Consider the following 12,605-nt stretch of genomic DNA (forward strand, 5'->3'; position numbering starts at 1 on the left):
ACCCTTCGTGGCCCGCGTGGCTTGTGTTGCCGCCGGGGCATGCCCGGTCAAGGCCGTTCCCACCTTCCGCGCCATGCGCGACTCCCTGGTTCAAGGCTGACAGGTGTGTGATGTTAACGGTTTGGCGCGAGTTTGCGGGGGCAAATGTGCGGCGAGCAAAAACCGCCGCGGCTCCTCGCGGAGCGTGCGGCGGCTGCTGGTGTTGCATTGACTGGGCGATCAGGCGCGTTTTATTCGCCCTGGCCGGCGTTTTCGCTCGCATATTTGCCGATCGGCACGCACGAGCAGAACAGGTTGCGGTCGCCGTAGACGTTGTCGGCGCGGCCAACCGGCGGCCAGTACTTGCGCCCGACGAGCGACGCCACCGGATAGGCTGCCTGCTCGCGCGAGTAGCCGTGCTGCCACTCGTTGGCGACCACGACCGCTGCCGTATGCGGCGCGTGACGCAGCGGGTTGTCTTCCTTGTCCGCGCGGCCCTCTTCCACGGCGCGGATTTCCTCACGGATTGCAACCATGGCGTCGATGAAGCGGTCGAGCTCTTCCTTCGACTCCGACTCGGTCGGCTCGACCATCAGCGTGCCCGGCACCGGGAAGCTCATGGTGGGCGCGTGGAAGCCGTAGTCCATCAGGCGCTTGGCGACGTCGTCCACGGTGATGCCGCTCGAATCCTTGATGGGGCGCAGATCGAGAATGCACTCGTGCGCGACCAGGCCGCCCGGGCCGCTGTAGAGCACCGGATAGTGCGGCGCGAGCTTCTTCGCGACGTAGTTCGCGTTGAGGATTGCCATTTCCGTTGCGGCGGTGAGGTTGGTCGCGCCCATCATCGCGATGTACATCCACGAGATCGGCAGGATCGAGGCCGAGCCGTAGGGCGCCGCGCTCACCGCGCCGATGCCGTTGCCCTGGTCGGTCGAGCGCTTGTAGCCCGAGGAAAGCTGGTTCGGCAGGAATTGCGCGAGGTGAGCGCCCACCGCCACCGGACCGACGCCGGGTCCGCCGCCGCCGTGCGGAATGCAGAAGGTCTTGTGCAGGTTCAGGTGCGAGACGTCGCCGCCGAACTGGCCGGGGGCCGCGAGGCCCACCATCGCGTTCATGTTCGCGCCGTCCACGTAGACCTGGCCGCCGTGCGCGTGCACGATCTCGCAGACTTCGCGCACGTTGCCTTCGAACACGCCGTGCGTCGACGGATACGTGATCATGATCGCCCCGAGCTTCGCAGCGTGCTGTTCGGCCTTGGCCTTGAGGTCGGCGAGATCGATGTTGCCCTGGGCGTCGCACGCGACCACCACGACCTGCATGCCGGCCATCTGCGCCGAAGCCGGATTGGTGCCGTGCGCCGAAGCGGGAATCAGGCAGACGTTGCGATGGCCTTCGCCGCGCGAGGCGTGGTACGCGTGGATGATGAGCAGGCCCGCGTACTCGCCCTGCGAGCCCGCGTTCGGCTGCAGCGAGACGGCGGCGTAGCCCGTGGCCGCCACCAGCATCTGCTCGAGCTGATCGACCATCTCGCGATAGCCGACGGTCTGCTCGGTGGGCGCAAACGGGTGGATGCGGCCGAACTCGGGCCACGTGACCGGCAGCATCTCCGAAGTGGCGTTGAGCTTCATCGTGCACGAGCCGAGCGGGATCATCGAGCGGTCGAGCGCGAGGTCCTTATCGGCGAGGCTGCGCAGATAGCGCAGCATTTCCGTTTCCGAATGATGGCAGTTGAAGATCGGATGCGTGAGGTACGCGCTCTCGCGCACGAGCGCGGCCGGGAACGTGGCCGCTTCCTGCGCCACGAGTTGTGCGTCGAGCGCATCGACCGAGGGCGCTTCGTTTGCGAACGCGGCTTGCGCGAACACGGCGAGCAGATCGGCCAGATCGCCGCGCGTGGTGGTTTCGTCGACGGAAATGCCCACGCGCGTCTCGCTCACGCGGCGCAGGTTCATGCCGCGCGCGAGCGCCGCGTCGTGCAGCGCCTGGGTGCGCGCGCCTGCTTCGAACGTGAGCGTGTCGAAGAACGATTCGTTCACGAGCGTGTAGCCCAGTTGCTTGGCACCCGCCGCCAGAATGGCCGCGACGCGGTTCACGCGCTGCGCGATGCGTTTGAGGCCCTGCGGGCCGTGATAGACCGCGTACATGCTCGCCATGATCGCGAGCAGGGCCTGCGCCGTGCAGACGTTCGAAGTGGCCTTTTCACGGCGAATGTGTTGCTCGCGCGTTTGCAGCGCGAGGCGCAGCGCCGGGTTGCCCTGGGCGTCGACGGTCACGCCGACGAGACGGCCCGGCATCTGGCGCTTGAATTCGTCCTTCACCGCGAGATAGGCCGCGTGCGGGCCGCCGAAGCCCATCGGCACGCCAAAGCGCTGCGAGTTGCCCACGGCCACATCGGCGCCCCATTCGCCCGGCGGCGCGAGCACGGTGAGCGCGAGCAGGTCGGCGGCGGCGATGACCGAGCCGCCGGCTGCGTGGACGGCGGCGGCGAGTTCGCGGTAGTCGCGCACATCGCCGTTCACGCCAGGATACTGGAGCAGCACGCCGAACGCGCCTGCTTGCGCCGCCTCGGCGGCGGGACCGACCTTCACCTCGACGCCGATCGGCTTCGCACGCGTCTTCACCACTTCGATGGTTTGCGGCAGCACGTCGTCGGCGACGAAGAACACGTTCGACTTCGACTTGCCCACGCGCTGCACGAGCGTCATCGCTTCGGCGGCGGCGGTGGCCTCGTCGAGCAGCGACGCGTTCGAGATCGCGAGGCCCGTCAAGTCGACGATCATTTGCTGGAAGTTCAGCAGGGCTTCGAGGCGGCCCTGCGAGATTTCCGGCTGGTACGGCGTGTAGGCCGTGTACCAGGCCGGGTTTTCGAGCACGTTGCGCAGGATCACGGCCGGCGTGTGCGTGTCGTAGTAGCCCTGCCCGATATAGGAGCGGAACACCTGGTTCTTGTCCGCGAGCGCGCGCAGCGCGGCAAGCGCTTCGGCTTCCGAGCGCGGCTGCGAGAACGGCCCGAGCGGCAGCGTCTCGTTGCGGCGGATCTTCGCCGGAATCACCGCATCGATCAGCGCGGCGCGCGAGGCGAAGCCGAGCGCGTCGAGCATCGCCTGCTGGTCGGCCGAATCGGGGCCGATGTGGCGGGCGGCGAAAGCGTCATGCGCTTCGAGCGCAGCAAGCGAGAGCGGGGAGTTCATCAGACGATCCGGGTGTTCGAGCTTCATGGGGGTTCCGGGTTTTACTACCGGCACGGGCGGCGCGGGTTGAAGTGCGCGCCGTCCGCGCCGTTACGGTTAAGACAGGGTTGCCTGCTGAATGGCCGATCAGGCGCCGATGGCCTTTTCGTACACAGCAGCGTCGATCAGCGCGTCGAGCTTGGCGTCGGCGGCCGGCTTGATCTTGAAGAGCCACGACTCGTACGGGGCGCCGTTCACCTGGTCCGGGGTGTCGACCAGCGCCGAGTTCGATTCGATGATCTCGCCCGCGACCGGTGCGTAGATGTCCGAGGCGGCCTTGACCGACTCGATCACGGCAACCGCGTCGCCGGCGGTGACGGCGCGGCCCGCATCAGGCAGTTCGAGGAAGACGATGTCGCCGAGGGCTTCCTGCGCGTGATCGGTGATGCCGACGGTCAGCGTGCCGTCGGCTTCGGTGCGGATCCATTCGTGCGATTCGGTGTATTTCAGATCGGCCGGGATGCTCATGGTTGCTCCAGTGCGTGGTTCGTTATGGCTTGAAAGAGGGGGGGCGTGCGTGGCGCGGATCCTCGCGGATCGCCTTGGCTCAAGCGGCGAGCACCTTGCCGTTGCGCACGAAGGGCAGTTTTACCACGCTTGCGGGCAGGGCCTTATCGCGGATCAACACCTGCACGACGTCGCCCGGCTGCACGCCCTGAGGCACGCGCGCGAAGGCGATCGATTCCTGCATCGTCGGCGAGAAGGTGCCGCTCGTGATTTCACCTTCGCCCTGCGGCGTGACGACTTTCTGGTGCGCGCGCAGCACGCCGCCGGCCTTGCCGTTTTCCTTTTGCAGGATCAGGCCGACGAAGGCCATGCGCGAGCCGTTGGCTTCGAGCACGGGGCGGCCGACGAAGTCGCGCGGCTCCTTCATGTCGACGGTCCAGGCAAGGCCCGCGTCGAGCGGCGAGACGGTGTCGTCCATGTCCTGGCCGTAGAGATTCATGCCCGCTTCGAGGCGCAGCGTGTCGCGCGCGCCGAGGCCGCAGGGCTTCACGCCCTGGCGCTGCAGGGCGTCCCAGAACTCACCCACGGCGGCGGCGGGCAGCACGACTTCGAAGCCGTCCTCACCGGTGTAGCCGGTGCGAGCGATCATCAATTCGCCGAACGGCGAGGCTTCGATCTTCGCGGCGTTGAAGGGCTTGAGCAGTTCGGTGGCGCTGCGCGAGGCGGGCGCGACTTGCCAGACCTTTTCGCGTGCGTTCGGGCCCTGCACGGCGACGATCGCGAGATCGCGGCGCGGCGTGATGGTGAGGCCGAAGCCGCCTTCGGCGTTGAGCTTCTCGAACCAGGCGATGTCTTTTTCGGCGGTGCCCGCGTTGACCACGGTGCGGAACGAATCTTCAGCAAAGTAATAGACGATCAGGTCGTCGATCACGCCGCCTTCGGGGTTCAGCATGCACGAGTAGAGCGCCTTGCCCGGCGTGACGAGCTTGGCCACGTTGTTGGCGAGCGCGCGGGCGAAGAACTCGCGCGTCTTCGCGCCCGAGAAGTCGACGACGCACATGTGCGAGACGTCGAACATGCCGGCATCGGTGCGCACGGCGCGATGCTCGTCGATCTGCGAGCCGTAGTTGACGGGCATGTCCCAGCCGCCGAAGTCGACCATGCGGGCATTGAGCGCGCGATGCGAGTCGTTCAGCGGGGTGCGTTTGAGTTCGGTCATGGGGCCTCAGGCGGTCACGAAAAATCGCGCGAAAACGAAAAAGGCCATGCAGGAAACGCCACAGGCCCAATGCCTGGGGTCGGTTCTTGCATGGCCCCTCTGTCCTCGATACCTGAGAGATTGCGCCGTGCTTGATGGTGCTCGATGGCGCGCGCCCCTTCGGTGGGCAGCCTGAACGCCAGGAGTTACGATCCTCCGCCGCCGTTCTACTGCCGCTCTCCAGAGTTGCGGATTCGAAATTCACGCGCTGCGCTGGAAGGCGAGCGGGCGATTCGAAGGTCCGGCGCGCACGGTCCTTTTGCCTGAGAGTTTGTGGGTTGCCCCTTCGGCGGCGCCGCGCATTGCACCCGCTCGATGGCAGGGTGCGACAAACGGCGCGCTCTCCCGGCGCGCGCAGCGATTGTGCGCGACGCTTGGGCGGTGTGTCAATGCGGAAAAAATCGGGGCAGGCGGCGCGCGGCTGGCTGCACAGCGCGTCGCCTGAGGTGCCGGGTTACTCTCCGATCGCGCGCGCCGCCGTATCCAGCTCCTGGTTCAGAACGTGTTGCTCGTCGGCGGAGATGCCGCCGCCGTGCTGGCTGGCCATGTCGTGCGCTTCGCCGCGGATCGTGTCGAGGCGGTGATGGAGCGCAGCGCCCTGGGGCGGCGGATAGTAGCCCTGATTCACGCGCATATCGATGCGGCGGGCCAGATTGTCGAGGCGTCCGTCGATCTGATGCAGGCGCTCCACGGCCATATCATGCGGGCTCGGGCCGGGATTCGGGGCCACCACCACGGTGGGGCGCGGGGCGGGCTGGTTGACCACGCACGCAGCGAGCGTCGAGATGAGCGCGCCGGCGGCGGCGTAGCGGATGGCACGGTTCAAACGGGTCATTGAGACTCTCCTTGTTTGCAGCTTCTCGTCGTCGTTGCTGCATTTTTTTGCGTCGTACGTCCGCAAACGTGCCGCGCGCGCCGCCCGATGACCCGGGTGCGGCGCGCACTTGTAACGATTTGTTCAGACCTTTCAGCCGCGTCGGTGAAATGCAAGCTGCGAGGCGGGCGGCTCAAGCCGCACGCGTGAACGCAATCGTGCGGCCTTCGGCTGCGCTTTGCGTGGCGATCTCGATGATGCTCATCACGTCAATGGCATCCTGCGGGCTCACCGGGAATGGCTCGCCATCGCGGATCGCGGCGGCGAACGCGCGATAGAGATCGGCGTAATTGCCGGCGGCGTTGGGCACGGTGCGCTCGGCTTCCGTGCCATCGTCGGCGAGTGTGTGCAGGCGGCCCGCTTCGTTGCCTTCGCCGAAACCGGGCTGGCCCGGACGCAGCCCCGCCTTCAATTGATCTTCCTGCGTATCGAGCCCGTTCTTCAGGTAGCTGCCGCGCGTGCCATGAATCACGAAGCGCGGCGCGAACGCGGCCAGCGCGCTCGCGTGGAGCACGGCGTCATGGCCGGGGTAGCGCAGCACGAGATGCGCGTAGTCGGGCGCGCTGGCATTGTCGCGGCGCGTGTGGACGAACGCCGTGACTGCCTCGGGCGCACCGAACAGCGCGAGCGCCTGGTCGATCAGATGCGGCCCGAGGTCGTAGAGCAGGCCGCCGCCGCGCGTGGCGTCCTCGCGCCAGCGCTGGCGCACCTGCGGGCGGAAGCGGTCGAAATGCGACTCGAAGTGCGTGACGCGCCCCAGCGCGCCGTTCGCGAGCAGCTCGCGCACGGTGAGGAAGTCGCCGTCCCAGCGGCGGTTGTGGAACGGCGCGAACACGAGGCCACGCTGCTTCGCGATGGCCGCGAGCGTGCGCGCCTCTTCAGCGCTGAGCGTGACCGGCTTGTCGACGAGCACATGCTTGCCGCGCTCCAGCGTGCGGCGCGCGAGCTCGTAGTGCGTGTCGTTGGGCGTGGCGATCACTACGCATTCGATGGCGTCGAGCGAGAGCAGGGCGTCTAAGTCCGGGACGATCGCGGCGTCCGGGTAGTCGGCCTGCGCGCGCTCGGCCTGGCTCGTCGCGATGACGGCAAGCGTGGCGGCGCCGCTATGGGCGATCACGGGAGCGTGGAAGGTCTGGCCGGCGAAGCCGTAGCCCATCAGGCCGATTTGCAGGGGGGCAGTCATGAAGCGCGTCCTCTTTCCAGCAATGAAGCGGCGCGGCGCGAGCCGTCGCCGGGGGTGGCGGGAGCCCGTCATTGTGGCACGCGTAGCAGGGGCGACGCGTGAACGGCCTCGGGGCCGCATCGATGTGAAGCCGCCTCGTGTTAACATCGCACCTCTCGCGTGAGAGGCCGCAGCGCTGTTGAGCGCGCCTCGCGCCATGCCGTGCCGGCCGCCGCGCTTTAAAGCCCTTGGGGCCCGAAGCCGCAGCGCCACGAAACGCACGCCTCCTGGCCGTACCACCTGTTTTTCCAATCCAGCAACGATGTCCGCAGGCCTGAATCCCGCCCAAAGCGAAGCGGTGCGCTATCTCGACGGTCCCTGTCTCGTGCTCGCCGGCGCGGGCAGCGGCAAGACGCGTGTGATCACGCAGAAAATCGCGCATCTGATCGAAGCGAAAGGCTTCGAGCCGCGCCATATCGCGGCCGTCACCTTCACCAACAAGGCCGCCGCCGAAATGCGCGAGCGCGTGGGCAAGCTGCTCGAAGGCAAGACGCTCACCACGCCCGGCAAGGAAGGCCGCAAGGTGCCGACCAACCAGTTGACGGTTTGCACGTTCCACTCGCTGGGCGTGCAGATCCTGCGCCAGGAAGCCGAGCACCTGGGCCTGAAGCCCCAGTTCTCCATCATGGACTCCGACGACTGCTTCTCCATGATTCAGGAGCAGGTGGGCTCGACGGATAAAGGCTTCATCCGCAAGATCCAGTCGATCATCTCGCTGTGGAAGAACGGCCTCGTGATGCCCGAGGAGGCGCTCGCCACCGCGTCGAACGAAGACGAGCACCAGGCCGCGATTGTCTACCGCAACTACGTGGCGACGCTGCACGCCTACCAGGCCGTCGATTTCGACGACCTGATCCGCCTGCCCACTGAACTCTTCGCCAGCAACGAGCCGGTGCGCGAGCGCTGGCAAAACAAGCTGCGCTATCTGCTGATCGACGAGTACCAGGATACCAACACCTGCCAGTACGAGTTGCTCAAGCTGCTGGCGGGTCCGCGCGCCGCGTTCACGGCGGTGGGCGACGACGATCAGGCGATCTACGGCTGGCGCGGCGCGACGATCGAAAATCTCGCGCAGCTCGGCAAGGACTATCCGAAGCTGCACGTGGTCAAGCTCGAGCAGAACTACCGCTCGACGGTGCGCATTCTCACGGCGGCGAACAACGTCATTGCGAACAACCCTAAGCTGTTCGAAAAGAAGCTCTGGTCCGAGCACGGCATGGGCGACACCATCACGGTCACGCCCTGCAACGACGAAGAGCACGAAGCCGAATCGGTGGTGTTCCGCCTCTCCGCGCACAAGTTCGAGCGCCGCGCGCAGTTCCGCGACTACGCGATTCTTTATCGCGGCAACTTCCAGGCGCGCATCTTCGAACAGGTGCTGCGCCGCGAGCGCATTCCCTACGTGCTCTCGGGCGGGCAGTCGTTTTTCGACAAGGCGGAGATTAAGGACATCTGTGCGTACCTGCGCCTGATTGCCAACCACGACGACGATCCCGCGTTCATTCGCGCGATCACCACGCCGCGCCGCGGCGTGGGCAACACCACGCTCGAAGCGCTCGGCTCGTTCGCGGGGCAGGCGAAGGTTTCGTTGTTCGAGGCCGTCTACATGGGCGGCATCGAAGCGCGGCTTTCGGCGCGCCAGGTCGAGCCGATGCGCGTGTTCTGCGACTTCATGCAACGCCTCGCCGAGCGCGCGCATAAAGATCCGGCGACGGTCGTGCTCGACGACCTCATGGACGCGATCCACTACGAAGCGTATCTCTACGACGCGTTCGACGAGCGCCAGGCGCAGTCGAAGTGGCAGAACGTGCTCGAATTCCTCGAATGGCTCAAGCGCAAGGGCACGAAACCCGAACAGCAGATCGGCGAGGACAGCGAAGCCACCGGTTATGACAACACTGACGGTCTGGCCGACACCGGCAAGAACCTGATGAGCCTGATCCAGACCGTGGCGCTGATGTCGATGCTCGAAGGCAAGGAGGAAGACCCGGACGCGGTGCGCCTGTCGACCGTGCACGCGTCGAAGGGGCTCGAGTATCCGCATGTGTTCCTGGTGGGCGTGGAAGAGGGGATCATGCCGCACCGTGGCGGCTCCGAGGACGACGTGATCGACGACGCGCGCATCGAGGAAGAGCGCCGGCTCATGTACGTGGCGATCACGCGCGCGCAGCGCAGCCTGCATCTGAACTGGTGCAAGAAGCGCAAGCGGGCGCGCGAGACCGTGGTGTGCGAGGCGTCGCGCTTCATCCCCGAGATGGGACTCGACGACGCGCCGCCGCCCACCGCGGAAGAAGCGCCGATGTCGCCGAAGGACCGGCTCGCGAGCCTGAAGGCGTTGCTGCAGAAGGGCTGAGGTCGCGGGCTTCTTCGGCTGCGGGCGTGAAATGAAAAGGGCTGCATCGCATGCGACGCAGCCCTTTGTCGTTGTGCGCCATGCGGCTTGCGCCGCGTGCCGCCGTTGCGGCGGATTCAGGCGACGACGCGCTTACTTTGCCGCGCTCACCATATAGTCGACGGCGGCCTTCACGTCGGCGTCGGAGGCGCTCGAACCGCCCTTGGGCGGCATCTGGCCCTTGCCGTGCAGCGCGTAGTTGTAGATCTTGTCCATCGGATCTTTCAGGCGCGGCGCCCAGTCGTCCTTGTTGCCGAACTTCGGCGCGCCGAGCACGCCAGCCGCGTGGCACGCCTGGCAGACCTGCTGATAGAGGGCCTTGCCCGCCTGCGAGGCGTCGGCGCTCTGGCCCGCACCGCCTGCGGCCGGTGCGGATGCGGTCTGCCCGATCGCGGCGATTGCCGCTTTTGCGGCTGCGGCTTGCGCGTCGGCTGCTGCATTGGCGTCTGAGGCCGGCGCAGCGCTTGCGGCTGCCGCAGCCGGCGCAGGCTGCGGCGGATCCTGGAAGTTCGCACCGCCGTGGTTCGCCATGTAGACGATGGCCCGGCTGATCTCGTAATCGCTGTAATCGTCGGGGCTCGTGCCGCCGCGCGGGGGCATGGCGCCCTTGCCGGCGAGCGCCGTTTTCACGAGCGTATCGAAGCCCTGGGAGATGCGCGGCGCCCAGTCGCCCGAATTGCCGAACTTGGGCGCTCCTGCCGCGCCGCTCGCGTGACACGCGGAGCAGACGGCCTGATAGACCTGCTCGCCAGTCTTGTAGACGCGCGGCGCATTGGCGTCGTGCACCGACACCTGCGCGAGCGGCGCGATGCGCGCGGCGACCTGGTCGGTAGAGAGTTCATCGGTGCCCGCTCCGGTGCGCGTCGTGTTGTCGACGTAGTAGGCGAGCAGAATGATGATGACGATGGGGACGGCAAACCCGGCAATGACAGCGGCAATCAACTGCCCGGGTGTTTTGATCGGGGCTCCGTGGGGTGCTTCGCTCATGCTTGTCTCGACTCCCGTTGGTATTGTGGTGAGCGGTACAGCAGGACGGCAACAGCCTTGCGATAGATCAAGCACGGACGATTATAGACGCAAGGTTTCGCAGCGGGTTGCTGCAGGCGGGCGCTCTTCAGCGGGCGTTTACCCGAAGTGGTGCGGCGCAGCGGGGGTGTTTGGGTAAATGGTGACGGATGTTGGTGCCCGGGGTGTGGCTTTGGACTGGGAGGCGTGCCCGCCAAGGCGCATGCGGTGGACGCCTGCATCGAAACCGGGTATTCTCTCCGTCTCATTGCGATGTCGCTATTCCGCTTTCTTCAGGTTGCCGGCGGCATCTGCTTCTCAATGCGCCCGTAGCTCAATGGATAGAGTACTGCCCTCCGAAGGCAGGGGTTGCTGGTTCGATCCCAGCCGGGCGCGCCAAGATTCGAATTCTTCCCCACGTCAATAAAGCCTTGAGAATCAGGCATTTAAAGCATGTGCCGAAGAGCTTCGTTACTTCGATCGCCGCTCGAAACCCTACTTTATGCGCCATTTGGCGGAGAAGTGGCGGAGTCGAAAATCACCCAGACGCAACATTCAATTCACGTCTGGAGCAGAGATGGCAGGAATCTGGAAGCGGGGCAACTTTTGGCGGGCTGAGATCCGCCGAGTCGGCTACCCATCACAATGGCGCACATTCGACACCAAGGCAGAGGCAGAAGCTTGGGCTCGCCGCCTTGAGTCGGAGATGGACCGCGGAACGTTCGTCGATCGAACTGAGGCTGAGCGCAACACCTTTGGAGATCTCCTGCAGCGCTATGCGCGAGAGGTCTCGCCGCTGAAGAAGGGGGCTGCCGACGAAATCCTGCGGATCAAAAAAGTGTGTCGGGATCCGATTGCGAAATACAGGGTGGCTGCGCTGAGCGGCAAACTGTTCGCAGACTATCGCGATCGACGACTCGCTGGGGACGCGCAGCATCGTCCAGTCACCGGATCGACAGTGAGTCGGGAGCTGACCTTACTTTCTCATGTGCTAAATGTAGCCAGAAGGGAGTGGGGAATCCACTTAGACATCAATCCAGTGTCCGTCATTCGGCGCCCTCGCGAAAACCGCGCTCGCAATCGTCGGCTATCGCCGGGAGAGGAGCAACGGATTCTCTCTGCGCTGACGTTTAGTCCACGAGACGACCAAGGTAGGTTCAGCGAAGGAGGGTGCCGAAACGAATGGGCCCTCCCGGCAGTCATCCTCGCGATCGAAACGGCTATGCGCCGCGGCGAAATACTGTCGCTAAGCTGGGACGACGTGTTTCTCAGAGAGCGTTTCGTCAGGCTCCGCGATACTAAAAACGGCGAGGCTCGCGATGTCCCGCTGTCAAGCCGCGCGGTACAGACGCTTGAAAGCCTGATCAGGCATGAGAGCGGTCGGGTTTTTCCGATCACAGGCGAGGCGCTCAAGCGAGTGTTCATTCGGGCTTGCGTGCGGGCCGGCGTCGAGAATCTTCATTTTCATGACCTTCGCCATGAAGCCACCTCCCGAATCGCTGAGCGGCTCGACAACATCCTGGAGTTGTCGTCTGTTACCGGCCACAAGACGGTTCAGATGCTCAAGCGGTACTACCACCCCCGTGCGAGTGACATCGCCCTAAGACTCGGCTGAACGGTATCTTATCGGGGCGCGGTGGGCTGCTGTCCGTCGGCCGTTCAGCAGCTTTGAATGTGGACGCGATGACACGAACTATCAGCGGCGTAATGTGACTTCGGCTCTGATTGGCGATCAGACCGATCGCGCTCACAGTCGCGTACCCCGTGGCAAAGCTTTCGTTGCCTATTTATGCAGCACCTCATGGAGGCTAGATTGAGTCCCGAGTTAGAAAATCAGCTATTCGATTGTTATCCAGCGATTTTCACGCGGCAGCAACGGATCTGGTGCCGTGACGGTTGGTTCGGCTTAGTCGACACACTGTGCGCGCAATTGCAAGGGACCACGTTGCAAGGCTCGTCGCAGGTCACGTCGTGGCAGGTCAGAGAGAAGTTAGGCGGCTTGCGCTTCCACGTGCAGCCGGTACCTGAGCGCTTCCAACATGGCATGATCAAACTAGCCGAGGCCATGAGCTTGCACATCTGCGACCTGTGCGGAAATCGCGGGAAGCTTCGGGGCCTTGAAGGGGACGCGGGTCGCGGCTGGATGCGAACACGCTGTGATGTGCACGGGGACACTCAGCCGGACTAGCCATGACAGA

The 12,605-nt window shown here is 65.3% G+C and carries 8 protein-coding genes, 1 tRNA gene and 2 riboswitches; of the genes, 3 read left to right on the forward strand and 6 right to left on the reverse strand.

The window, feature by feature from the left end:
- Positions 1 to 230 precede the first annotated feature (230 nt).
- From gcvP to PWP93_RS13105, 5 genes are all read right to left on the reverse strand, one after another.
- The gene (gene gcvP, locus PWP93_RS13085) at positions 231 to 3,197 is read right to left on the reverse strand and encodes an aminomethyl-transferring glycine dehydrogenase (RefSeq protein ID WP_421044760.1); all 2,967 of its coding nucleotides are present in this window, start codon (positions 3,195 to 3,197) and stop codon (positions 231 to 233) included.
- 99 nt (positions 3,198 to 3,296) lie between these two features.
- On the reverse strand, positions 3,297 to 3,677 hold the full coding sequence (gene gcvH / locus PWP93_RS13090; protein WP_421044761.1) for a glycine cleavage system protein GcvH: 381 nt from the start codon (positions 3,675 to 3,677) through the stop codon (positions 3,297 to 3,299).
- A 79-nt stretch (positions 3,678 to 3,756) separates the two neighbouring features.
- Positions 3,757 to 4,875, reverse strand: a complete 1,119-nt coding sequence (gene gcvT / locus PWP93_RS13095; protein WP_421044762.1) for a glycine cleavage system aminomethyltransferase GcvT — start codon at positions 4,873 to 4,875, stop codon at positions 3,757 to 3,759.
- An 89-nt stretch (positions 4,876 to 4,964) separates the two neighbouring features.
- Positions 4,965 to 5,108: riboswitch (glycine riboswitch) on the reverse strand.
- Positions 5,109 to 5,156: 48 nt separating this feature from the next.
- Positions 5,157 to 5,272: riboswitch (glycine riboswitch) on the reverse strand.
- A gap of 96 nt (positions 5,273 to 5,368) precedes the next feature.
- Positions 5,369 to 5,740 carry a hypothetical protein gene (locus PWP93_RS13100; protein WP_421045088.1) on the reverse strand — a complete coding sequence of 124 codons (372 nt, stop codon included), beginning with the start codon at positions 5,738 to 5,740 and terminating at the stop codon, positions 5,369 to 5,371.
- Positions 5,741 to 5,921: 181 nt separating this feature from the next.
- On the reverse strand, positions 5,922 to 6,971 hold the full coding sequence (locus PWP93_RS13105; RefSeq protein WP_421044763.1) for an oxidoreductase: 1,050 nt from the start codon (positions 6,969 to 6,971) through the stop codon (positions 5,922 to 5,924).
- Between the two features lie 301 nt (positions 6,972 to 7,272).
- Between PWP93_RS13105 and PWP93_RS13110 the strand changes: the two genes are divergently transcribed.
- Positions 7,273 to 9,363, forward strand: coding sequence for a UvrD-helicase domain-containing protein (locus tag PWP93_RS13110; protein WP_421044764.1), 2,091 nt, complete (start codon positions 7,273 to 7,275; stop codon positions 9,361 to 9,363).
- A gap of 132 nt (positions 9,364 to 9,495) precedes the next feature.
- On the opposite strand, the gene PWP93_RS13115 is transcribed toward PWP93_RS13110, so the two are convergent.
- Complete coding sequence (locus tag PWP93_RS13115) at positions 9,496 to 10,389, reverse strand: c-type cytochrome (protein WP_421044765.1); 894 nt, start codon at positions 10,387 to 10,389, stop codon at positions 9,496 to 9,498.
- 341 nt (positions 10,390 to 10,730) lie between these two features.
- On the opposite strand from PWP93_RS13115, the gene PWP93_RS13120 reads away from it, so the two are divergent.
- Positions 10,731 to 10,806: transfer RNA gene (locus tag PWP93_RS13120), tRNA-Arg, on the forward strand.
- Between the two features lie 178 nt (positions 10,807 to 10,984).
- The gene (locus PWP93_RS13125) at positions 10,985 to 12,022 is read left to right on the forward strand and encodes a site-specific integrase (RefSeq protein ID WP_421044766.1); all 1,038 of its coding nucleotides are present in this window, start codon (positions 10,985 to 10,987) and stop codon (positions 12,020 to 12,022) included.
- Positions 12,023 to 12,605: the final 583 nt, after the last annotated feature.

The organism is Paraburkholderia sp. A1RI-2L (assembly GCF_048957375.1).
Classification (GTDB): Bacteria; Pseudomonadota; Gammaproteobacteria; order Burkholderiales; family Burkholderiaceae; genus Paraburkholderia.